The 23,682-nt window shown below is 40.1% G+C and carries 23 protein-coding genes; 3 read left to right on the top strand and 20 right to left on the bottom strand.

Annotation, left to right across the window (positions count from 1 at the left end; translation table 11 throughout):
* Positions 1 to 52: 52 nt before the first annotated feature.
* Positions 53 to 1,072 carry a sensor histidine kinase gene (locus tag FZC76_RS04720; RefSeq protein WP_148987120.1) on the bottom strand — a complete coding sequence of 340 codons (1,020 nt, stop codon included), beginning with the start codon at positions 1,070 to 1,072 and terminating at the stop codon, positions 53 to 55.
* 65 nt (positions 1,073 to 1,137) lie between these two features.
* On the opposite strand from FZC76_RS04720, the gene FZC76_RS04715 reads away from it, so the two are divergent.
* Positions 1,138 to 1,338 (top strand): ATP-binding protein DrrA1-3 family domain-containing protein, encoded by a 201-nt coding sequence (locus FZC76_RS04715; RefSeq protein WP_148987119.1) that lies wholly within the window; start codon positions 1,138 to 1,140, stop codon positions 1,336 to 1,338.
* A 243-nt stretch (positions 1,339 to 1,581) separates the two neighbouring features.
* On the opposite strand, the gene FZC76_RS04710 is transcribed toward FZC76_RS04715, so the two are convergent.
* The 3 genes from FZC76_RS04710 to FZC76_RS04700 all read right to left on the bottom strand — a co-directional run bounded on the left by FZC76_RS04710 (position 1,582) and on the right by FZC76_RS04700 (position 4,939).
* On the bottom strand, positions 1,582 to 2,778 hold the full coding sequence (locus FZC76_RS04710) for a class I SAM-dependent rRNA methyltransferase (protein WP_148987118.1): 1,197 nt from the start codon (positions 2,776 to 2,778) through the stop codon (positions 1,582 to 1,584).
* A 212-nt stretch (positions 2,779 to 2,990) separates the two neighbouring features.
* The gene (locus FZC76_RS04705) at positions 2,991 to 4,388 is read right to left on the bottom strand and encodes a hypothetical protein (RefSeq protein WP_148987117.1); all 1,398 of its coding nucleotides are present in this window, start codon (positions 4,386 to 4,388) and stop codon (positions 2,991 to 2,993) included.
* Positions 4,385 to 4,939 carry an RNA polymerase sigma factor gene (locus FZC76_RS04700; RefSeq protein ID WP_148987116.1) on the bottom strand — a complete coding sequence of 185 codons (555 nt, stop codon included), beginning with the start codon at positions 4,937 to 4,939 and terminating at the stop codon, positions 4,385 to 4,387. Before FZC76_RS04700 ends, FZC76_RS04705 begins: the two co-directional genes overlap by 4 nt.
* A gap of 549 nt (positions 4,940 to 5,488) precedes the next feature.
* Between FZC76_RS04700 and FZC76_RS04695 the strand changes: the two genes are divergently transcribed.
* A complete protein-coding gene (locus FZC76_RS04695) occupies positions 5,489 to 5,839 on the top strand; it encodes a hypothetical protein (protein WP_148987115.1) in 351 nt (116 codons plus the stop codon).
* On the opposite strand, the gene FZC76_RS04690 is transcribed toward FZC76_RS04695, so the two are convergent.
* From FZC76_RS04690 to FZC76_RS04635, 12 genes are all read right to left on the bottom strand, one after another.
* On the bottom strand, positions 5,832 to 6,140 hold the full coding sequence (locus FZC76_RS04690; RefSeq protein ID WP_148987114.1) for a hypothetical protein: 309 nt from the start codon (positions 6,138 to 6,140) through the stop codon (positions 5,832 to 5,834). The two genes, FZC76_RS04695 and FZC76_RS04690, sit on opposite strands and share 8 nt — an antisense overlap.
* Before the next feature lie 229 nt (positions 6,141 to 6,369).
* Positions 6,370 to 9,108: a GTP-binding protein gene (locus FZC76_RS04685; protein ID WP_148987113.1), complete on the bottom strand. Its 2,739-nt coding sequence runs from the start codon at positions 9,106 to 9,108 to the stop codon at positions 6,370 to 6,372.
* Between the two features lie 341 nt (positions 9,109 to 9,449).
* Complete coding sequence (locus FZC76_RS04680) at positions 9,450 to 10,022, bottom strand: hypothetical protein (protein ID WP_148987112.1); 573 nt, start codon at positions 10,020 to 10,022, stop codon at positions 9,450 to 9,452.
* 13 nt (positions 10,023 to 10,035) lie between these two features.
* Positions 10,036 to 11,217 carry a ParM/StbA family protein gene (locus FZC76_RS04675; RefSeq protein ID WP_148987111.1) on the bottom strand — a complete coding sequence of 394 codons (1,182 nt, stop codon included), beginning with the start codon at positions 11,215 to 11,217 and terminating at the stop codon, positions 10,036 to 10,038.
* 337 nt (positions 11,218 to 11,554) lie between these two features.
* Positions 11,555 to 12,553, bottom strand: coding sequence for a PDR/VanB family oxidoreductase (locus FZC76_RS04670; RefSeq protein WP_148987110.1), 999 nt, complete (start codon positions 12,551 to 12,553; stop codon positions 11,555 to 11,557).
* On the bottom strand, positions 12,534 to 13,010 hold the full coding sequence (locus FZC76_RS04665) for a hypothetical protein (protein ID WP_148987109.1): 477 nt from the start codon (positions 13,008 to 13,010) through the stop codon (positions 12,534 to 12,536). The genes FZC76_RS04670 and FZC76_RS04665 overlap by 20 nt, the downstream gene beginning before the upstream one ends.
* Entirely contained in the window at positions 13,007 to 13,957 is a 951-nt protein-coding gene (locus FZC76_RS04660) for a heme-dependent oxidative N-demethylase family protein (RefSeq protein ID WP_148987108.1), read from the bottom strand. The genes FZC76_RS04665 and FZC76_RS04660 overlap by 4 nt, the downstream gene beginning before the upstream one ends.
* A 110-nt stretch (positions 13,958 to 14,067) precedes the next feature.
* Positions 14,068 to 14,871, bottom strand: coding sequence for an alpha/beta fold hydrolase (locus FZC76_RS04655; RefSeq protein WP_148987107.1), 804 nt, complete (start codon positions 14,869 to 14,871; stop codon positions 14,068 to 14,070).
* 84 nt (positions 14,872 to 14,955) lie between these two features.
* On the bottom strand, positions 14,956 to 15,150 hold the full coding sequence (locus FZC76_RS04650; RefSeq protein WP_148987106.1) for a helix-turn-helix transcriptional regulator: 195 nt from the start codon (positions 15,148 to 15,150) through the stop codon (positions 14,956 to 14,958).
* Between the two features lie 5 nt (positions 15,151 to 15,155).
* Positions 15,156 to 15,680, bottom strand: coding sequence for a DUF6773 family protein (locus FZC76_RS04645; protein ID WP_148987105.1), 525 nt, complete (start codon positions 15,678 to 15,680; stop codon positions 15,156 to 15,158).
* 366 nt (positions 15,681 to 16,046) lie between these two features.
* On the bottom strand, positions 16,047 to 17,024 hold the full coding sequence (locus tag FZC76_RS04640) for a zinc-binding dehydrogenase (protein ID WP_148987104.1): 978 nt from the start codon (positions 17,022 to 17,024) through the stop codon (positions 16,047 to 16,049).
* 140 nt (positions 17,025 to 17,164) lie between these two features.
* Complete coding sequence (locus FZC76_RS04635; RefSeq protein ID WP_063559163.1) at positions 17,165 to 17,656, bottom strand: lactoylglutathione lyase family protein; 492 nt, start codon at positions 17,654 to 17,656, stop codon at positions 17,165 to 17,167.
* A gap of 116 nt (positions 17,657 to 17,772) precedes the next feature.
* Between FZC76_RS04635 and FZC76_RS04630 the strand changes: the two genes are divergently transcribed.
* Positions 17,773 to 18,090, top strand: a complete 318-nt coding sequence (locus tag FZC76_RS04630) for a winged helix-turn-helix transcriptional regulator (protein WP_148987103.1) — start codon at positions 17,773 to 17,775, stop codon at positions 18,088 to 18,090.
* Between the two features lie 65 nt (positions 18,091 to 18,155).
* Here the strand turns inward: FZC76_RS04630 and FZC76_RS04625 are convergent, their stop codons facing one another.
* The 4 genes from FZC76_RS04625 to FZC76_RS04610 form a co-directional block, all read right to left on the bottom strand.
* Positions 18,156 to 20,198 (bottom strand): catalase, encoded by a 2,043-nt coding sequence (locus FZC76_RS04625; protein ID WP_148987102.1) that lies wholly within the window; start codon positions 20,196 to 20,198, stop codon positions 18,156 to 18,158.
* 462 nt (positions 20,199 to 20,660) lie between these two features.
* Entirely contained in the window at positions 20,661 to 21,686 is a 1,026-nt protein-coding gene (locus FZC76_RS04620; RefSeq protein ID WP_148987101.1) for a serine hydrolase domain-containing protein, read from the bottom strand.
* Positions 21,679 to 22,539, bottom strand: coding sequence for a MurR/RpiR family transcriptional regulator (locus FZC76_RS04615; protein ID WP_148987100.1), 861 nt, complete (start codon positions 22,537 to 22,539; stop codon positions 21,679 to 21,681). The genes FZC76_RS04620 and FZC76_RS04615 overlap by 8 nt, the downstream gene beginning before the upstream one ends.
* A gap of 719 nt (positions 22,540 to 23,258) precedes the next feature.
* Positions 23,259 to 23,651 carry a DUF1761 domain-containing protein gene (locus FZC76_RS04610; protein WP_148987099.1) on the bottom strand — a complete coding sequence of 131 codons (393 nt, stop codon included), beginning with the start codon at positions 23,649 to 23,651 and terminating at the stop codon, positions 23,259 to 23,261.
* Positions 23,652 to 23,682 lie beyond the last annotated feature (31 nt).

Raw genomic sequence — 23,682 nt, 5'->3', positions numbered from 1 at the left:
CTGCCAGCTGATAAAGGCGGACCCTTTACTATGAGGAAGCAAGGTTTTCCAGTCAGTTAGGTAATGTAATGGTAATGGTTGTCCCTTTCCCTTTTTCGCTTTCTACAAAGACATTTCCACCGTGTGCCAAGACCAGCTGGTGAGCGATGGCCATCCCAAGCCCGGTTCCGTTTGATTTATCGGTTGTGCTCCCGCCCCTGTAGTAACGGTCAAAAAGTTTATTTTTGGTTTCTTGATCCATTCCCACTCCGTTATCCTTTATGGTAAGGAAGGTATGTTCAGGAGTCCTAGAGACACCTAGCCTTATATCTGTTCCTTTTGGGTTATGCTTTTGTGCATTTGCCAGCAGGTTGGTGAGAATGCGAGTGAACCATTTTGGGTCAACTTCCAAACGAATTTCTGTTTCCACCTTTTCCATAATAATCGTTGAATCTGTGTTGGTAAGTGAATGAATGACGTCCTTCAAGAGTGGAACAATGTCCTGTACTCTCTTTTCTATAGGCAATGCGTTATTTTTCAAACGGTAAGTAAGGTTCAAATCCTCAATTAGGTCGCTCATATAGGAGGCTTTTTCTGTCATGGTGCTTCCCATTGCCTGTATCTCTTCTTCTGTCCATTTATATGAACCTGTTTCGAGTATTTTTGCGTAGCCATATATGGAGCTTAATGGCGTTTTGAGGTCATGGCTTAAACCTGTGATCCACTCTTCCCTTGTCAGATCGACTCGCTTTTGGTATTGCTCATTTTTTTCTAGCGTGTTGGCAAGTTTACGGATGGAAAAAAGGATATCGCGGAAGATCCGGAAACGTTTGTGCAGCTTGCCGTTCTTTTTCCGGAAAGGAATGTTCCCCTTTTTGTTCCTCGGTACCGATAAATCACCCTTAGACATTCTTTTGATCCAGTTCATCATATAAAGCAATGGTACCCCGAACGTCCTGCCATACCAGATGGAAAGCGCGATAATGATCACGAGAAGCGCGATAATGACAAGCAAAAAGCTTTTGACCAAAGAAGCCCCTACCAGACCGTCCAGTACGTCATCCGGGGCATAATAGGCATTTTCCATTCCCATATTCGTCTTCCATTGAGGTAAAAATAAAGCATTCTGCCCTAAAGAACCCAAATAGTATTGGCCAGATGTTAAAGCGCTTTGCTACACAGATTTCTCCAGCTGAACAATATACGTCGTTTACGGTAGATTCAGAAGATAAGATTGCGGCTATTGTTAGGGCATTTACGAAAGAAAATATCGATGTTTATAGAATACATGTGGAAGAACCTTCCCTTGAAGAGATTTTCTTGGAGGAGTCCAATAGGGAGATGAAAGGAGCCAGCTAAGATAGTGGCCACTGAAAAAAACTTTGATTTTGAAATTTTACTAAACACCGCTGTTGATTTCCACAAATGGCTTCGCTTTCCTAGGGGCACTGCAGGAGCCTCCTCGGCTACGCCTGCGGGGTCTCCACCTAGCGCTATCTCCCTCAGGAGTCTTCCCCTTTTGCTACAATCACCAGCTAGGAATCATAATAAACTTAACGTTATCAGTTTTCAGTGGCCTCCTAAGATGCTGACTCCTTTTCTTTATCCTATTCTTTTTATAAACAATACCTTCAAATAGTTCCCTTCCTTAAACTCCTTGATGGTCGCAAAATCGCTTGGCAGGGAGAATTCCTCAACGATTTTATATTTTACATTATTTTCTTTGAAAGCCTGCTCAATAAAGCTTTTGAACTTGTCCATGCCGAATGTAGCGGCATTGGTGGAAGCGACAATCAGGCCGTTCTTTTCGGTAATGGCAATGGCGTCTGAAACTAAGCTTGTGTAGTCTTTCTCGGCCCGGAATGTCACCTTTTTGGAGCGGGCAAAACTTGGTGGGTCCATGATGACGACATCGAATTTCAGATTCTTCTTTTTCGCATATTTGAAGTAATGAAATACCTCTTCTACAAGAATCGACTGCGTTTTCTCGTCGATATTATTTACGTTGAATTGCTCGGTTGTTTTTGGCAGGCTGCGTTTAGCCAAGTCAACGCTTGTCGTTTTGTCGGCTCCGCCTAAGGCTGCATATACAGAGAAAGCTCCTGTGTAAGAGAAGGTGTTTAAGACCGTTTTCCCTTTGGCGTATTTATCCCGGATGGTTTTTCTTACTTCCCGTTGATCAAGAAACACTCCCACCATCGCGCCATCATTTAAATGCACGGCGAAGTTTACGCCGTTTTCTTTGATGATAAGGGGTGACGGGGCCCGCTCTCCCTTCACAAAATCGTCGTCCTCTACATACTGGCCGTCCGTATTGAACCGTTTCTTTTCGTAAATTCCTTTATATTCGATGACTCCTTCGATGGCTTCTAAAATTTCCTCGTTGAAGGAGTAAATTCCTTTGCTGTACCAGTTAATCACAAGGTAGCCGTCAAAGTATTCGATGGTAAAGCCGCCGATTCCATCCCCTTCTCCGTTAAAAAGGCGGAATGCAGTGGTGTCTTCTGCTTTCATAAGGGAGGAACGTCTGTTTACAGCTTTTTGAAGGGCACGTTTGAAGAAAGGGATGTCCATTTCTTCTTTTGGATCTTTGCTGACAATCCAGCCGTACCCTTTGTTTTGGTTACCGTAGTATCCTTTGCCGAGAAAGTTGTTCTGTTCGTCTACCAGTTTTACGAGTGTACCCTCTTCTTTTAGGTCATTGCCGTTAAGGAGGGATTGCTTCGAGATAAGCGGATAACCACTTTTATAGGTTTTGGCGAATTTATTTTTCACTTTAAGTGTTAGTTGCTGTCGCATGCTTTCATCCAATCTTTTCTGGTTTTTAGTGTGGTTGTATTATAACGCAAATGTGCGAGGAAGACGAATTGATGCTTTTTTAGACTTGGAAAAAATACAAGGGCATACTTGATAACAATGCGGCAAAGCCCGGAGTTTTGTCATCCGAGCTTCGTCTGAACATTTTATTGTTGCTTTCTTTGTCGTATGCTGGTCTACTAGCTACACTTACCTTAGTTAGTGTTCTCGGAATTCGGCTTTTTCTCCCATGTAACTTGACCGTTGAGTTCTTTTCCATATATAGATGCATCCTTAGGTATTCGCACATTTATATGGATTCCATACTGTCCATCTGCCCAAATGGTGGTACTTCTCTCTTGAAATGAAGAAGAAGCATTCGCAATGGCTGTAAATTGATCAAAAAATGCCTGACCAGCTTTTTGTCCTTCCGCTGTAGTAGTTCCTTCCTTCATATCAATCGCAACGAATAATAAGTCTCCTTCTCCGGTAGAGTGTATCTCTTGTATTTGTGGGTGTTTCTTCATAACTGTTTCTCCGGCTTTATCGAACCAGCTTGACTCAACTATTACCCGTTTTTCCTGAGTTTTTGCCTGTTCTCTGGAAACATAGTCCGAAGGGATGCTTTTATCCATCTGCAATTGTGTTACTTCATCATTAATTTTCAATTCCTTGAGGAAAAAATAAGAATCAATTTCTTCTGCAATGTACGTTGTTCTTTCAAGAATGGTACCCGTATCATATTTAACTTTAATGATTCCTTTGTCATAGAAAAATATTTTCTGATCTGTTTTTATAAACTCGAACTTAACCCAATTCTCTTCCATATTTTGTTCTACTTCCGTCCATTTATAACCTTCAAACTCCTCTTTGCTAAGTTGATAAAGAGGATTACCGTTGAATAATGGCCGATTTTTGCGAAATTCTGCTGCAGAAATGGGTGAGAAAAATTCCTGATCATAGATTTTATTCAGATGATCAAGGAGGATATACTCATCTTTTGTTGAAATATTCGTTTGATTTGTTGTTATTTCTTCATTCATTTCGCTTACAATATTTTCAATTACCACAAAATCATCACCTTCAAAATTAGCGGTGATCTCCAATTCAGAGTTATCACTAGAACTATTATTAAATTGATACACTAACTTCAATTTTTGAATGCTTTCTTGAGTAGAGTTATAAATAGATTGAAAATATGCCTTCCATTCTTCCTCAGTCCTCTGAACCTTAAGGGGTTTATCATCCTTATTAGTGTCTTTCACACTATCTTCATTCCTTTGTTCGTCTTTTGGGTCCAAAGGAATTTCTTTATCTTCCATTATTTGGTTATGGTTTTGAGTATTTGAAATTTCTTCTTTTTGAACAGCTTGTGGAGTAGAATCAGGTTTAGACTGATTCGCCATCATGTACGAAACTGAAATTATAGAAAATAAAATAAGTGCTACGGTGGATAAAACATAATGATAATAGGTTCGTTTCTTAGAAACCCTCTTAATACTTGTGGCCTTTTCAATAATTTCAGCTTTCCTAGTTCTATATTGATATTTCGAAAAAACATCTTTTTCCAACGATTCTTTGATCCACCGATGCTCATTTGTATTTTTCATCATTTAAGACCTCCTTCACTCCATTTTTTAAGCTGTTTGCGTCCTCGTTCAAGTCTCGATCTTATTGTTGAAGAATTAATATGCAATAACTTAGCAATTTCTTCCGTGGATAAATCTTCATAATAATACAAGACCAAAACTTCACGATATTTGACGGGAAGACTAAGGAGGGCTTTACCAATGGACTTTTTTTCTTCATGTTCAAGAAGGATGTTTTCAGGATTTTCATCATTTTGTTTTTGAAGACCTTTAAAGAAATCATTTAACCACTTTGTCGTTTTTCCTGACTTCCGAAGATAATCTTTGCATTGATTAGCGGTTATACTGAACAACCAGGTTCTTAGCTTCGAGTCACGATTAAAAGTCGCAATGTTTTTATACACCTTTATAAATACTTCTTGAGAAATATCTTCAGCCACAGCCCAATCTTTTACATAAGTAAAGGCAAATTTTATTATTGCTTTCTCATTTTCCAAAATGATTTGCTCAAAATATTCTACACTTAAATTTCCGTAATGGTTTTTTATAAAATCTTTTTCCAATTCTCCCTCCATCTCAAAACCCCTTTTTCAATTTATTTCAATTCTTTGACGAATAAAGGACACTTACTGTCTCAGATTTCTATAATATTAGTTAAAAAATGTTATAAACACTTATACTTAGAGCTTTTTTTAATTAGTTAACGTAATAATTTAAGAAAGCAGGCCTAAATTCATTTGAGAATTAGCCTGCTTTCTAGTGTGGTATTTTGGTAAGAGCGGGTAGGGTCAGGCATCTGCATTAGTTTAGAAAATAGTTAGTATGATGCTCATCATTGATAGTTGCCTAAAGGGGAGTATTTTTATCCGAAATTTATAGTGCCTTTTGTTTATCTTTTTTGTTTTTAACAATAAATACAGCAAATACAAAACATACGAACCCTATAGTTTTCATAATGATATGTCCTGCATTTCCCATATCATTTATGGTCAGGGAAAGTAGAATTGACCCGAGTAATATAAATATAATAGCAAAAACCCATCTCATGAAAATCCCCCTTTGATAATATAGCATAGCGGTTCTTTTGATACCGTTACTAACTTAATAGACTTCCGAAAAAAATAATGATAGTTGCAACAATTGATATTGTCGATGTAATAATTACTGTTGTAATGCTCCTAAACAATCCTTTCCAGTTTAGAATTCCTGAGAACCCAAATACCCCAAATATTAATGTGATTAAAGCAGGAAATAAAACGAAGATTAAAGGATGTATACCTGCAATAAAGCTTTCACCTCTCCAAGAAAAAGAGGACATTAAAAATAACATTATACAAATCAATGAAAAGAAAAATGACCACAAATTAATTTTTTCTTTCACTTTAAGATACCCCTTTAAAGATATTCTTATTGAACTCCTTATTCTGTTAAACTGCTTAACTATGCCCAATACAGTAAATGCTACCATTAGTTGAAGAATTCCAACCATCCTGGATAGTCGTATTGCCCCTCAGATATTTGAAAAAAGTGCCCCATAAACCCTACATGGACAATGCCATAATGGTCAAATGCTAACTCTTTTACAGCATAAGTTGAAAATAAAAAGAAATTGATTCTTTCTATTTTAAAATCAAGTTGGTCATGTGATTCTTCCATCTTTTCTTCACTAAAATTTGTATGATTGATATAGTCTTGTTTAGTTGGATTTGTCATTATGGATAAAATAAAAAAGACGAGTAATGCACTGATAATATACCTTGTTCTTATCTTTTTCATAAATTTTCAAATCCCTTCTTCTACAACTACCTTTTCTTGAAATATCCATTATTTACAATACTATCACAAAGGTTATATTAGAAGATGCCTGTGAATGGATATTTAAAGTGTAAAATTGAATGAAAACACTGCCGTTGCCACAAAAATAGCAGGTCTAATTCATATTCGAATTAGCCTGCTATTTAGTGTGGGGTATTTATTATTTTTTTCCTATTTATTCTTTGTTGTTTTAGTGCGTTGGCAGCATTTCATTCTCTTCGCATGCTTTGACCATGAATTCGTATTGGAGTAGGCGTGCTTCGAATAGTTTCAGTGGGTCGTAGTAGCGTTCTGGGCTTGCTTTCATTTGTTCTAGTTTTTTGTTGGCATTGTGGATGGCGCGTTCTGTGTCTTCCACTGTTTTGTTCAGTTCTGTGAATGGTGCTTCGTAGAACATGTTGACATCGGCTTTTAGCGCTTTTTCGAATAGATCAAATTCAAGGAAGAATTTATCTACTACGGATTGTGCCACGTCTGTAAAACGTTCGTTTTCAATGTACTTTTTATATTGAGTGAAAAGCAGTTGATTGCTTTGCTGCAAGGAACCGAACAGGCGGCCTGCCCCTTTTAAAAGATACTGAGTAGTGTTTGGACGATTTAGGATGTTCTCCTTTTCTACTTCCACTCTGCTTAGGATTCTGTTGATATCACGACGCCAGTCTTCCATGACTTTAAAGTCGCAGTTTAGGTGCATTCTCTCTTCCTTGTAAAGAGCATTGAATGATCCACTCATTTCGTGCAAGTACTCCTGGCTGTCAATCAGTTCGCGGTTGGATGTATCTAGCCACAATTGAAGCTCTTGACGCAAACGAGGCAACAGATCGGATTGCATATAGGTTCTGATCGTCTCATTCATGCGCTCATTCAACTCTAGATGCAATGTTTTGAAATTGCTGCCTTCCTTTACATAGCTAGAGCATTCTCTCAACAAACGAGGGATGGTTTTCGTTGCTTCTCGTTTCATTTCAATCGTCACTGCACGATAATTTTCAGTGATACTGCGAATCTTTTCTGATTCCGCATCATGCAGGTGGTTTATAAAACCGCTTAGTCTGCTTAAAATATCTTCATTGAATTCCACTGTGTTGGTCAGGTTATCTTCCATGGCAATGCGGCTGTCCAGCAATTCTGTTAAAGTGGAGCGAATCAGTTGCAACAGCTTGGTTGCTCGGCGTTCTTCCACTGCTTTTGCACGCAGTTTAAAATTTGCTTCCATGAAGGTTGCTAACCCTTGGTGCTGCTTGCTTGCAGAACGAAGGGAAGAGTAAGGGAATACTCTCGCATCCGGGAAAAATTCGTTAATGCGGTGTTTTGCTTCTTCCACAATCTGTGCTGCTTCTGCTTCGTGGAAAGCAGTATCCATTTTGTTGATGACAAAGTGTACCGGAACTTCCGGCGCGCGCTCTTTAATTTTCACCAATACTTTCAGTTCATCTTCTGTAAAAGGTGTTTGCGCGTCTAGAATATATAATAGTCCGTCTGATAACGGGATATATTTCATCGTTTCGTTGTTTTCAATCTCATCCACACTGAATTCCGGTGTGCTGATCAAGGAGTACTCCTCGTCTTCTAGGAACTGTGATGGCCATTTTAGGTCGATCAAGGATCCTGTTTGGTGCTCGCTTATGTCACCTAAAGCAGAAGTGCCCGCCGTGGAAATCTCATTCATTTCGGCAATATCTCCGTTAGAAGAAACAAATACCGGAACCGTTTCATCTCCAAGAAGCTTCTCGCCAATAATGGAATTGATGAAGGAAGTTTTCCCATTTTGTACGGTACCTGTAACAACTAGGTTCTTTCTGTTTAGATTGCTTAGATGTGAGAATAACCATTTCTTTTGATGCGCCACTTCGAGGTGGTTATCTTTTGCCCAATTGATTAGTGTCTTAAACAGCTCGACCGTATAAGTCAGTTGTATGCTGTCATGCTCATAATGGAAGATTCTGTTTTCTGCATCCGCTAAAACATGCGCAGGTAACGCTGTTGGAAATACTTCATTCCAAGACATGACCGCTGCAGAAGCAAACAAGGATTTAGATCTGTTGGATACTTTTAGCCAGTTTCCAAGTAGATCCGGGACGATGCCTTGCAGTTCTTTAATTAAGTGTTCTCCCTCGATAAGAGATAAATAGGTTCTTTGGTGCAGCTCCTCCACTTTCGTCCAAGAAACCTCCGAATCTCTATCTAATGCCATGAACAGGCTGTTTGCAGTCTTCACCCACTCTAAATACATTGGATGATTTTCATAACTGTTCCATAACGCTGCAGTGATTTCTTCAAATTTTCGTTGATTAATCTCTAGTAATCTTAACAGAACCTCTTGAAAATAATCAGGAGTAAATTCTCTCGTATAGCCAACTTCTATATAATTCTTCAAGCAATCGTACCAAGCTTCCAAACCTGTTCTTAAAGCCTCATTTACAGCCAACTCTACCGCATGCTGACTGTCTTCTTGCTCTTCATAGAAAGTACGGGCCGTTTGTGTGACATGCGGATAATCTGGATCAATTGCAATGGCTTTTTTAATATTTTTATAGGCATTCTCCAGTTTTTCTCGCTGAATATATAACGTAAACAGCTGAAGTGCCACTTCTATTTTAAGAGTTTTATTATCTGTATTAATTTTAGAGTAAATATCTTCCGCTTCTACTAGCATTCCAATGTCGTAGTAAGCGTCCGCAATATTCTTCTTTGCCCAGGGCTCCAATTCGTTGTGAACATTCTCCCATTTATAGATGGCACTCTCGTAATCCCTGCTGTGAAAATATACTTCTCCTTGCGCATAGCGAATAAACGAGAGATCAGACACTTCATTGTTCTGCTCTGCCAGGAAGGCTTCTCCAAGCACTTGCACGGGATGCTTCGTTTCCACATCCAGCATAAAGGTTTCAAAATACGTCTTATTTATCAATTTGTTTTCCTGTGTCATTTTACCCTCCACCAATCATTTCACATTATTTTCGTAATTAAAATGATCTAGTAACATCGTCTCTTGTATCTATTATTGTTCTCCTGTTATATTGTTCGGTTACTATTTGGATTTTAGGACCATTCTATTCTATACCCTTTTTACCGCAGCTATAACTAATTTGCTAACAAATATTGACCTCATACTACCATATTTCCCGGGAATATAAAAAGAGCCTAAATGTATAGGGCCTTCCTACTTTTGACGGTCTTTTTTATCCAATTGGCCCAATCAATGAACCAGTACGCTTTTAAAAAACATAGATAAAAAGGCCGCTAAATTCATAGCGGCCTTAGGATAAATTATTTGTTCATATGTGAGAGAAAATCTCCCAAAAGCTTGTCGACATCTTCCACATCCAACTCTTCCTCTTCTTCCGTTGACGCCTGCTCTTGGAGAGCTGCATCCCAGTCGAACGTCTCTAAATCGTCATCGTTTAACAAGTCTGGATTTACCTTCTCATCGGTCTCATCAGCAGATTTGTACGGCTTTTCCTCCTGAAGGTACAAGGCTTGATCGATGTCTGAGGAATTGCTGTTCATTGCAGCCAGAATACTTGTTGCCCGAACAGGATCTGAAAGCAATTGATAGACGATATTGCCTAGCAATGCTTCTGAATGCTGATGCTTCAACCAATCTCTTTGTGTTTTAGATAAAGATTTAGGAAGAGGGATAGAGATTGTCTCTTTTTCCCTTGCATGTGAGCTTGTCACACCTTGTAGAACAAATTCTGCTATTTTACTAGAGAAATTCCTTCTTTCCGTCTCTTTAAGACGCTGCAAATGCTTAATTAGATGGTCCGGCGTATCAGAGGGGATACGGAAAGAAATTGCTTGTCCCCTCTGAATTCCCTGACTCGAACTGGAATTCTTCATCCAATCACCTTATTTACGCTTTCACAGGTTTTTGTTGATCTTTTGACTCTTTCTCTTTACCTGTTTTCTTTACATAGTCAGCAATCAATTTGTAGTAGGCATTTGCCATCATCCAGATGCTTTCCTTTTCATCTTCAAAGAAATCAATGTTATAGCCATCTAAATTGTTGTTTAGTGTTTTCAAGTATTCTTTCAACACTGTGGAACCACCGCCGACAAAATAGCAGATCTCTGTCTGGGAGTTTTTCTGCCAAATGTTTCTTAACAGACGGTATTGTTTTTTCGCCAAGTCTAAAAGAATGCGATCCGTGATATCATGCACACTTGTTCTGCTTCCGCGTACCATTATGTGGTTGCGGTCATTCTTTTTCGTAATAATTTCCACTACATCTCTTCTGCTATCAAGCTCGATGCCGTGCTTCGAACGAATTTCTTCACGGATTTGCTCAAGCGCTTCAGATACCCCAAGATTAAAGCCTTGTGCTTTATCGTCATCTACATTACGGTTCTTGATAACTGCGATATCCGTGGAAAGTCCTCCAATATCTTGGATAAGGATGCGCTTGTCGATCAAGTCTTTATTTATTATATTTCCATTGTTATCCAATACAAGGTTTATGTATGCAGCGAAGCCCTCAGGATAAACCTTGATTTCATCGAATTTAATATTAACTTTAATGCCTTGGTATTTAGGTGTAATTAAGAATTCAACCTGATGGACAGATCCTAGCAGTTTGGAACGGTAGCCCGCATCCTTGCCTTCTTTCACTTCTCTTAATGGAAGACCTGTTCCAAGTGTATAGTTTGCATCTACGACATTCTTATTGCGGGGGAACGTTTTTTCATTTTGTGCACTTACTGCATCCAACGCCAATGTAGCAAACAACATGACTAATGTTTGGTCTTCTTCTGATTTGCTACTACCTGGATCTAATTCTGTTGCATTATTGCTTTTTGTTGCCAAATTTCCAATTCGATAGATTGCGTTATTGTCCATCAGGGCAGGGGAGTGAACACGTACATGGATACCATCTAGTGGATCCTTGCTGTCTAACTCTTCAATCCCGATAACTGGGCGATCTTCAATATCTCTAGCAATAACATTTGGAATGTTTAATTCCGAATCCAATTTTCCAAAAATAGCTTTAATAGAATCATTACCTACGTCGACTGCTGCAATTCTTGAATAAGTCATTCTCCATCTTCCTTTCTTTTCCTCAATACAATATTTGTTTCCTGTTGAAGAAAATAAAACTAGTAAGTATATAGTAAGCGTACAGAAAGTTGCTCTACTATTCAATCATTCTCAAGAAAAGTAATGAAAGTGTAAAAATTGTTTACGTTTATGTATACAAATGTATACGTGTATACATTTATTGTTTACTTGTATTCTATTATTGTACACATCCCTTCATATCAACGTGTTTACACACTTGTATACAAGTCTACTTATTTGTCTACATTTGTTTACATTTTGTATACTTGTGTACGATATATGTAAACTTCTATAATATCCCATTTTTATTTCTTTTTTAACGGTATTCAACCTTTAAAGTATCCGTTTTACTTCGGGATACACATGGTAAAAAACAAGCTTGAGATTCTTTTTGCTTAGTTGATAAGAAGGAATCATAATGTTCCGCCTCCCCTTCCAAGATGGAAAGCTCACATGTTCCACAACGGCCAACTTTACAAGAATGCGGAATAGGATATCCTGCTTCCAATAAAACCTCCAAAGTGGATTTTTCTTCAGGAACAGACAAAAACCGTCCATTTGTGAGCTCTAAAATGAAAGGAAGAGGCTTATGTATGTTAGGTGGTGAAAAATATTCGTAATGAATGCTTGCAGAAGGATAGCCAATGGATGTAGCAGCACATGAAAAAGAGGAAGTAAATCCTTCTGGACCACATAAATAAATATGGGTGCCAATAAACTGCTTTACTAGAATGTTAGTGTCTATTCGATTTTCGTGTTTGGTGAAATAAAAATGTGCATGCTGTCGGTATTCCTTTGATAGATAAGAATAGAAAGCACAGTCTTCTTTTGTTTTTGAAGAATAATGAAGTTCAAAAGAAGCACCTTGATCCTTTAATTCTCGCATCATAGATAAAAAGGGAGTAATACCGATGCCAGCAGCAATCAAAAGATGGTGTCGGGCTCGAAAACTAAGAGGAAAATAGTTTTTTGGAAAACTAATTTGTAAATTATCCCCTATTTGAGCTTTGCTGTGTAAATAAATTGACCCTCCAGATGATTTTTCATGGAGTTTGACTGCAATTTGATAGTTATCCGTGCTATCAGGACTACCAATTAACGAATATCTTCGTTCCATCTCCCCTCCCCTTCCCTTTAAATATAAAATTATATGGGAACCTGGGCTAAATGCCGGTAATGCCTTATTGTCTAAACCCTCAAAAGTAAACCGCTTAATGGTAGCAGTTTCATTTGTTATATCTGTTATCTTTACCTCTAACCTATGATCTGGGATCACCACAAATCTACCCTTCCCTTTATAAATTTTGTGCCACATAGCCTAAATAAGCTTCTTTAACAGGCGAGTAATGATCGGATAATACCAACTGCAAGCTGCAAGCAGTACAGTTCACATGGTCACCAATATTCAGTGTATGGTTAACTGTTGAAACATAGTGGCATCTACAACAAAAAATCCCTTTTTTTCCCTCTCCTACAATAATGTATTGAGCCTCTTCAAAGGAATATCCGAGTTTTTCAGCTGTACAAATTACTCTTCTTAGCTTTTTACCTTCTGCTGCAACATAAAGAAAAGTCCCCATCTTCTTCATCTCAAGCTTTTTGTCCACCTCAGAAAAACATTCCAAATCCAGCTGTATTTCTTCAAAAGACAGCTGGTCGTTCGTTAGATTTTGCTTAATGGGGTTCAAGCTTTTTAAGCCTTCTTCATCTCCACAAAGAACATAGTGCCTTTTTCCTAGTCGGAAAGTTGGTTCGTTCTTTATATCGTTCACAGAACACCCTCCTCTTTCTTTTCAATATACGCCAAAACCTTATCCTTATATAATGAAATCCCTTTATACTCTGCGATATGAGACGGTAGATCAACTAAAATTTGGTAGAATTGTCTTCGCCACTCAGGGATTTCTGTCAGTTTGTCGATAGGTAACAGATGTGTATGTATGGTAAACAGGATGGCATTAGAACGAGGCAAACGAAAGAGCTTTTGCACCTCTACCCGTAAATGAACGAACTCGCCTGCATTTTCAACCGTTACATTTTTTCTATCCTTTCCCCATACATCAAAGGTTTCTAAGGAAGTGTCCATTCTGTTTCCGGCCATAAGGGACCAATTTTTCCTTCCCCATGGATTCCCAGCTTCAAGCCTTAGCAGAAATTGCAGAATTCTCTCGTCCATTCCTTCTTCTTTAAACCCCGGAATTGGAAAGTGAATATTTTTGAAGCTCATGCCGTGGTTAAAAGCTAATGACCAATTGGCAGGAAAACATAGTTGGCCGGCATCCAAGTAAAGATCACCATCTTTCTGCATCATAATGATAAGGTCTTCTTGCACATGTCTCCCAATAAAATCTAAGGGTTTATTAAGCAAAGTGGAGTCAGCCCCCATTATAAATTCACACTCTTCTTGAACAATGTGGTTAATAAAGACGTGTTTTCGTCCTTCTTTTTTTAGGGAAAAACTTTCTGGAAAATAGCTAGCCAGGTTTGTCATGACCAGTTCCAACACTTCCCACTGCGCCTTATTTGTATGAGGAAGAGATTGAAAACAACGAGAATGGTGTTCCGATAATAAGGACCTTTTTAGTTTTATATCCTTTAGATACCCCTCTGTAATTTCTATGCTACTAGGAGGAGTCAGAAGGGTCGAATTATTGGAGTAACGGTAGGTGTCACCTTTGAACGGATAGGGAAACCTCTTTAATTCTTCGGTCAGCTTCATATCTCTCGCCTCTTTTTTCAGAATATTTTATACTTTTATTCTAAGGAAAAAGACCTGGTTCTTCAAGATGAAAGGCCTGACCAGTTATTTCAACTGTGGCCAGGCCCTTTTTAGAGGGTATTAATAAAATTGGATACTTCTTTATTAAACAATTCCGTTTCTTCAAGGAAGGGACAATGACAGCTTTCCTCAAACAGAATCAGTTCACTATTAGCTATGGATTCCTTCAAGTGTTCCCCCGCTGCAACTGGTATCAGCTTCTCTGCTTTTCCAAAGCAAAGCAATGTTGGTTTGGTTAAGGATGGGAAAGTAGAGCGATAATCCACCACCGATTGGTCAAATAAAATGGCGCTCGCAACTCCTGACGTAGGTTTCATTGTCTCCTCAAGCATCCAGGCCATCTCTTCAGGTGCAACGTCCTCTTTGAACATGAGCGGTATAAAGCCCTTAAGAAATCCTTCTCTGTTATCCTGAACTTCTCTCATGAAGTGAGTCAAGGTTGGCAGGTCAAAGGCGCCGATGGGAAAATCAGGCCACTTAAAGTCAGAAGCAAGTTCATCTACTATGACCGTTCCTCTAACGTTCGCCTCCCCGAATTGCTGGAGGTATTCCCAAATTACAAACGCTCCCATCGACCAGCCGACCAGCACAACATCCTTCAGATCCAGCTTTGTAATGAATGCATGCAGATCTTTTGCATACGTGGAAATGGTGTGACCTTCCGTGACTTGTGCAGAGTCACCATGCCCCCTCAAATCAATGGTGATGGCACGTTGTGTTTGGCTGAAATAAGGTAGCTGATTATGGAAGAACTTTCTGCTCATCCACACTCCATGAATAAAAATTACCGGTGTCCCCTCTCCTTGGTCGTCATAATAGAGCTCAACACCTGATTCTAGTTCAATTTTAGGCAAAAAAATCCCCCCAATAAAATGTTATACAAAAGTATATTTTCATTGTGGGGGAATTATCTCCATTTGATATATCATGTTTTGTTTTCACTCATCCCAAAATAACTGATCTAACGTTTTAGATAAAGCTTTGCATATGGAAAGACAGAGACTGAGGCTTGGATTGTATTTGCCGAGTTCAATTAGGCCAATTGTTTGCCTGGAAACTCCTACAATCTTGGCCAGTTCGTCCTGAGACAAGTCTTTTTCCACTCTCGCCATCTTCATTTTTAAGTTCTTCATGTTGTTCACCGCTCTATTTCGTCTTCATCTAGTTCTTTTTCTGCCGCCTTTTTGCTTCGATTCATCGCAGCAAGGAACGTACTTCCTGATAACAATACTAAAAACGGTATATATATCATCAAAGAAACAAAGAACACCATGAAAAAGTAGGAGTATGCCTGTGCAGTCGTGTCCGCATAATTAAAAGCACTGTTTAAGCCGAAGAAGATTGCTATGATGACACCAGAAGCTCCACCCCAAAAAAGAGTCTTCCACTTCATTGGCACCTTACTTTTCCGATCATGTATCTCTACCTCATCTGATAAGACCCCCATGCTTGCACCCCTTACCGTATAATAGACGCCTTGAAGGAAGAGTATTGCTAGCTCTGTGTGTATGGAGTTGACACCAAATCCGTATTGGTAAAACTTAAATCCGATGGAGATTAGGCAAATCGCCATCACGAGAAAATATATTTCCCGGTAAATCTTGTTTTGAATATTCACAATGCGCTCATCTTCCACCTTTGTTGCTCCCCCGAAAATATTCATTCCCATCACCTCTTTGTAAAATATGGAATACACTTATTATTATACATTTTATATTACTTTATGCAATATATATATGTCATTTAGACAGACATATTTTATTGAAGAGGAAAAGAGAAGTTTGTCTCCATTGCATTTAGAGGAGCGTTTCAACCCTTAGAAAACTTTACGGGCGTTTTTCCGTGGTTTTCGGGCGATAATTTGATTTTACGGGCGAAAATATTAATTTACGGGCGATTATGCACTACAATCGGGCGATAATTTCAATTTACGGGCGATTTTTACGAGTAATCGGGCGATTCCCAATATGCGACAAATTCCGCAAAAAAAGCCGAGATAAGAGCATCTCGACTTTTTACTTTTAGCAACCTACATCTGCACAATAATCTTCCCTCTTACATGGCGTCCTTGCAGCTCCTTCAGCCCTTCCACCAACTCTTCTCTCGGAAGGACCTTCGTCACAAGAGATTCTAACCGTCCTTCTTTCACCATTCCCATTAACTCTTCTGCCATGAAAGCCAGATTGCTGACTGCACGATCTTCTCCACTAGCGTGAGCAGCCCCTAGAGCGACCTCATGGATGGATGGAGATAAAGAGAATGGTTTGACACCGGAAAGGTCTGGAGCGCCTGCAATGTACGCCAAATGGCCTGAGAATGCGAGACGTTCTAAATCTTCTGTTGCCACATCCCTGCTAACTGTATTTAAGATTAAGTCCGCTCCTCGTCCGTTCGTTTCTTCCATAATGCGTTCTGTCACATTTTCTTCTTTATAGTCTATAGCGACATCTGCTCCAAGATTCTTCACCCAATCGTGATTGGATTTGGAAGCAGTAGTGAACACTTTAAGGCCATGCATTTTCGCTAATTGGATCGCAATACCACCAACTCCACCGGCACCTGCATGAATAAGAATGTTTTTCTTGTGAGTAACATTCAATTTTTGGACTACAGCTTCATATGCAGTCATCCCCGCACACAAGATCGCTGCCGCATCTTCAAAAGAAACTTCATCAGGAATACGTCCTGCTGCGCGTGCATCTACTACAGAATATTCGGCAAACGCACCCTTTTTAGCAAGGTTTGTGTGGATTGCAACGTGGTCGCCAGTGTCAAAGCCGGTAACGCCTGATCCAACTGAAACCACCTCACCCGCAAGGTCCACCCCAACAATATGTGGATAGCTCCATGCCGGGTTGCCGTTCACAGCTACTTTGTAGTCGACAGGATTCAAGGCCACTGCTTTTACTCTTACCAGCAGTTCCCCGTTTCCTTCCTTCGGGTCTGCAATCTCTCCCCATTCCATCTGATCAAGACTGCCTGCTTTTTTTAATAACCATGCTTTCATTTTGTTTCCCCTCCTAGATTGAATAGATACTCTATAAACATCGCTGCTGATTTCCGCAAATGGTTTCGCTTTCCTAGGGGCTGACGTAAGCCTCCTTGGCTTCGCCTTTTGCTCCAATCACCAGCTAGAAACTTGAACGATTAATAAGCACCTTCTGAGTAAGTAAGCTCGTATGAATGCGAATAAATTTCTACTAAATTACCAAATGGATCTTCGCAGTAGACCATACGGTACGGCTTTTCTCCAGGATAATATTCCCGAATTGGCATGCGCTGTTTGCCGCCATGCTCGACAATCTTCTCTACAAGTCCTTCAACATCAGGATCTTGAACACAATAGTGAAAAATTCCTGTCTTCCAGTATTCGAAGTTGTTTTCCGGCTTCTCATTTTCCGGGAACTCAAATAGTTCAATTCCAATTTTGTCTCCAGTTGCAAGATGCGCGATGCGGAATTTGCCCCATCCTTTTCCAAAGACATCTGTGCACATGACACCAATTGCAGAGTCATCCTCCACCACTTCTGCTGGTTCCATAATGACGTACCAGCCCATCACTTCTGTATAAAACTTCACTGCCTGCTCCAAGTTGGGAACAGATAAACCTATATGTGAAAACGTTCTTGGATATCTCATTGTACTTCCTCCTCAAATAATATAATTTGCTAATAATGATAGGGTAAAATATAATGCATGAATAAAAAAGTACGCACTTTTAGGTAACTGACTTGATATAGAAAGGACTGTTTTATGTGGAACCGACAAATTTCCCAGTCAACCGCGCGCTAAATGTAATTGGTGGTAAATGGCGACCGCAGGTTTATTGTGCCCTTGAAAATGGTCCTAAACGCTTTTCCCAATTGGAAAGAGAGATTCCAGAAATTAATCGAAAGGTTTTAACCGATCAGCTTCGTGAATTAGAGCAACTAGGTATGGTAAAAAGAACGGAATATCCCGGCAAAGTCTTGCATGTAGAATATGAGCTAACAGAAGAAGCACTCACACTACAACCGACTATGAAATCGTTGTGTAAGTGGGGAACTGGGGAATGCGGGGAGAAAGAAATGTAGTCATAGATACAGTTAAAGCAGCCCAGTTAATCAAATCGGGCTGCTTTTACCTGTTGCGTACTATGTTAAATCTCTTCCCTATCCCAATGTCTATGCGCAGAAACAGCATTGACAAAGCCTGTTACAAACTGGTCTGGTTCATCAACGCTTACCACACCGGAAGCTCCGGAAATCTCTAGTTTCTCCAGCCATTGCTTACCATCATGGGTAGCGCCAATCGGTTTAAAGTGATCGTAGGCTTCCTCCACAAAATAGGTGGTTTCACGGTCAAACTTCTTGTCAACGTCTTTCCCACCAACCACGTAAAGCGCATCAAACAAGACGGAATCACATGTCAGAAATGTATGGTCCACCTCTAGCTCGACACCGCCATTACCTTTCACCTTTCCTAGCTTGGCACTGATTAGTTCTGGCTGCATTCCTTGCCCTTTCAGGGATTCAAGAACGGATGCTACTTCCTTACCTTGGAAGTCATTAGATATGATAACTCCTACTTTACGTGTGGCAGGCTTTTTCACCGTATTTTCCTGACTGAGTGCAGGTGATGATTTTGTCACAGTAGACCCTGATCCACTAGGCTTAGTAGCACTAGTTGCTTCCGCTACAGCTTCTGCAAGCTCCATGCTGACATTTGCAAACATGTCGACCACCTGTTGCCTTACGTCTTTGCTCTTTACTTTTCCAAGCTCAAAACTGAACGCTTGTTTGATATGATCTTTTTCAGGTTTTGTCATGCTATTCCAAAATAAAGTCGCTTGAGAAAAATGGTCCTTGAAGCTGTCACTTCTCGTTCTCACTTTTCTACCTTCGACCTTTTCTTGATAATGGACATACCCGCCTTCCGCTTCACTTGCAGGTCTTGGGGTATTGGAAGCTAATGAGTTTTTATGATAGCTTACCGGGCCCTTATTGATCGTTTGGCGGCCGTACCCATCACGTTGATTGTTATGGAACGGGCATACCGGTCTGTTGATCGGCAGTTCGTGAAAATTAGGGCCGCCTAGTCGAATAAGCTGCGTATCCGTGTAGGAGAATAAACGCCCTTGCAATAACGGATCATTGGAAAAGTCAATGCCGGGTACGACATGGCCCGGATGGAATGCCGCCTGTTCCGTTTCGGCAAACACATTGTCGACATTGCGATTCAATGTTAATTTTCCGATAATCTTTACAGGCACATCTTCTTCCGGCCAAAGTTTCGTCGGATCAAGAATATCAAAGTCAAACTTGAATTCGTCTTCTTCAGCAAGTAACTGTACACCAAACTCATACTCCGGATAATCTCCATTTTCTATAGACTCCCAAAGATCTCGGCGATGAAAGTCGGGATCTTTTCCGTTAATTTTCTGCGCTTCGTCCCACACAAGGGAATGGGTACCAAGCACCGGTTTCCAGTGGAATTTAACAAAATGAGCTTTCCCTTCTGCATTTACAAAACGGAATGTATGAACGCCAAAGCCCTCCATCATCCGGAGACTTCTCGGAATGGCGCGATCTGACATTGCCCACATGACCATATGTGCAGATTCTTGGTTATTTGCGATAAAATCCCAGAACGTATCATGAGCAGAAGCTGCTTGCGGCATCTCATTATGCGGTTCAGGTTTTAGGGCATGTACTAAATCAGGGAACTTTATCGCATCCTGTATGAAAAATACCGGAATATTATTTCCAACAAGATCGTAGTTACCCTCTTCCGTATAAAATTTCGTTGCAAAACCACGTGCATCTCGGACCGTTTCCGCAGAACCACGAGACCCGGCAACCGTTGAAAAGCGCACAAATACAGGCGTTTTGACGGATGTGTCTTGCAAGAATTTCGCTTTTGTATATTTCTCCATTGATTCATATAATTCAAACTCGCCGTGGGCTGCAAATCCCCTTGCATGGACAATTCTCTCCGGGATGCGCTCATGGTCAAAGTGGGTCATCTTTTCTCTGAAATGGAAATCCTCCATTAAGGTAGGTCCACGTTCGCCTGCTTTTAAGGAGAATTCATCCTCTGAGACCTTGACTCCTTGATTGGTCGTCATGGTCTTCCCTTCATCCTCTACACGATACTGCTCTAATTGGTCATGTTTGCTTTGCTCGTTCACTTTTTTACTCACTACGCCGCTCCACTCCTTAAATTAGATTATGTAAAAAAAGGACATACCTTTTTTACCTACCCTGTTAAATAGAGGTGCAAACGGTATGAAAGGAAAAGTCAGGAAAATGGATTAAGTTTACCAGGACTTTCTCCTCTTTAAGAAGAAAAGGCGGGTAGAGGATGGTATTTTGGTCGTCGTTTTTTGTTAGTTCGTGTCGAATGGCATTTATATGAGTAAAAGTGGATAATAAAATCAATATTTGGACAATAAATTGAAAAGTTGGATAATAAACTTAGAAATTTGGCTTATAAATCAGTAGTTAGTCCATACAATTAAAACCAGCTGTGCAAAACTAACCTAAAAAGGCATACACCCCTGCTAAGAATGCATGCCAAACAACTATTTAATACAATTAATATATCATTCCTCGTTATTTCACAGCTCCGGCTGTCAGGCCATCCATAAATTGTTTAAGAATATTTATGAAGTCTCCCCTCGTACAGAGGAGTATATCATCGAGTGTAATTTTTTTCGGATGGTTCTTATGTTCGTAGACCTGCCGTAATGAACGGCATTGGTCAGGAAAACCACGATTAGTTCTGAACGTGGGTCAATCCAGACACTGGTTCCCGTGAAACCTGTATGGCCAAATGAACCTATTGACCAGTTTGGCCCGCATGATAACTCATTCCCTTCTCCGTTCCAAACTTCAAACCCAAGTCCCCTGTTATTTTGCTTATGGCGAGTTGCCATCCGCATTAAGTCTGGTGGTATAACATCCTGTTCCTCTGGATATAAAAAGTGCTTAGCGAACCTGGCGATATCCTTCCCAGTGGAAAATAACCCCGCACTGCCGCTCACTCCTCCCATGTGCAAAGCTTTTTCATCATGAACTTCTCCTTGTATGTAGCGATTTCCAAAATTCTCTGTTGAAGCAGTAATCGCTTTCATGCTTGATGGAAGCTTGTAGCCTGTGTTATGTAATCCCCAAGGTGTAAAAATGTGTTCCTTCGTAAAGAAATCAAGTGGCTGATCAGCAATTTTCTCAATGATTTTTCCTAATAAAATCATTCCTAGATCACTATAAGCAACAGCTATTCCTGGCTCTTGCTGAAGCTTGGTCTGATAGATTAAATCCATCACATCTCTTTGTCCATCCCTTGCCACATAAGGAAGGTCTGGCGGCAACCCGGAACGGTGGGTCAGTAGGTCTTCCACCTTGACTTTTTCATGTTTGAAATCAGGCAGATAATGTTGCACCTGCTTTTCAAGGTGTAGGTCTCCTTGGCTATACAACAATAGACTTGCAGGTAGAGTTGCCACCACTTTAGTCAGGGAGGCAACATCAAATAAAGTATTTTCCGTTACGGGATAATTCTGTGCATCTCCCCCAATAAAGCTACCGACTGCTTTGTAACACAGAGTTTGCTTCTTTTTGATCGCATGCAGGACCGCTCCTGGAAGCTCCTTGTTTTCTATTAAACTATCGATATAATTTTTATACATGCCGCTTGGACGCCTCCACTGCTTTACGCGTTTTATCCAACGCTTTGATATTCGGGTCTTGATCCAGCTTCATTACGCCAAAAAACAGGATATCGATGACATTCAGCTGGGCAATTCTGGAGCTCGTTGCACCACTTCGTACATTTCTCTCCAAGCTTGTCGTGTTCAACTTCACATCTGCAATGGCCGAAGTTGGATTCTCCCCTGACCTTGTCAAAGTAATCACAGATGCCCCGTTCTCTTTCGCTACCTTCAGCGATTCGATGATATCCTCTGTATGACCGCTATAAGATACCCCAAATGCTACATCCGCTTCCGATAGGTTGGCAGCAATGGTCACCTGGGTATCTTTATCATAGGCCGCTTCACACCATCTGTTGATGCGGGTTAGCTTCTGTTTAAAGTCCATGGCAATGAGACCAGATGCTCCGATTCCATAAACGGCAACGATTCTTGCTCTTGAAATTAATTCAATGGCCCTTTCTAACTCTACTTCATCCAACACACCGACCGTGTTATGGATTGCCTGAATATTGTTTTGAGAAACGGAGTGTATCATAGAAGATACTGAGTCATCTCTTGGAATATCCTCATAACCCTCCAGCTTTTTCTCTGCTTTCGCCCTTGCCAAATCATAGGCAATTTTTAATTTAAGTTCTTTAAATCCCTTACATTGGAGCGAACGGGAAAGCCGGATAATGGTCGCTTCACTGACCTGGGTACTCTCAGCAAGCTTCTGAATGGATATATTTACAACGTCTGCAGGCTTTTCCAAAATGAATTCTGCTACTTTTCGTTCTGATGGTTTGAATGTATGCAAACTTTCTTGGATAAAAATCAGTTCTCTTTTCATATAGGCTTCCTCTATTTTCAGATATTTCTTACTTTTGATTTTATTAAATGAAGTTTCGTAAATCAATTACTATTTTGTAGTTTTATTTCACAGGACTTTTTGCAAGGGAAAGGTCGGCAACACACTAGAACAAAATCGCTAACGCGAACTAAAAACCACGTCCCAAGGATACTTATCTCTTGGGACGTTTTCTCGCTTTTCGCATAGCTTTGAAATATTGGCCTTGGCCGGATCTTTCCATTGCGCACATCTTTGACTTTTTTAATAGAATCCCTTGTCAACAAGAGATTCATATTGGAGATGAAGACCTTTCTCCTTCTGATTTCACGTCACCGAGGTCCTCATAACCCCATTGAAGACCTCTCTCCTCCAGATTTCTCGTCACCGAGGTCTTCATAACCCCATTGAAGACCTCTCTCCTCCAGATTTCTCGTCACCGAGGTCTTCATAACCTCAATGAGAACCTCTCTCCTCCTTTTTCCTCGTCACTCAGGTCCTCATAACCCCAATGAAGACCTCTCTCCTCCAGATTTCTCGTCACCGAGGTCTTCATAACCTCAATGAGAACCTCTCTCCTCCTTTTTCCTCGTCACTGAGGTCTTCATCTCAACGAACAAGAATGACTCAGAAGACTATTCCAGCTTTCCATTATTTTATAAGTTAATAAACAATAAAAAAGCACTAAACCGGAATAAAATCCGCCATAGTGCTTATTTACCCTACATGCCATTTATGACTCCATGAACCATACCTAGCAATGTGAATATGATGAGATGGTCTCCTACAGCAATATAGAATGCTTTTTTAGTTACCAGACCAAACAATGTATTTTTTAAATAGACTAGAGTAATTATTATCCCTATTAATAATCCTACGATCAGACCGCTCAGGATGCCTTCTGCTCCTGCCGCCTGCACGAAGGATGCTACTAAAAAGGAGCTGACAAATGCAATTATTATAGACACGATATATTTTAGCGGGCCTTCCGTCTGTTTGAATTGCGGGTCTTTCTTTTTTCCAAGCATGAACGTGTAATAGATTCCTCCATAAAATGCATACAGAAGAGCACCTATAAGTATTGCAACAACATTCCATTCAGACCAATCCATCATTTTATCAATTCTCCTTTTTTCGCTTTTACTT

The organism is Sutcliffiella horikoshii (assembly GCF_008180725.1).
In the GTDB taxonomy this organism is placed as follows: domain Bacteria; phylum Bacillota; class Bacilli; order Bacillales; family Bacillaceae_I; genus Sutcliffiella_A; species Sutcliffiella_A horikoshii_B.
The sequence above is the reverse complement of the archived record's forward strand: the minus strand, read 5'-3'. Positions and strand labels throughout refer to the sequence as shown.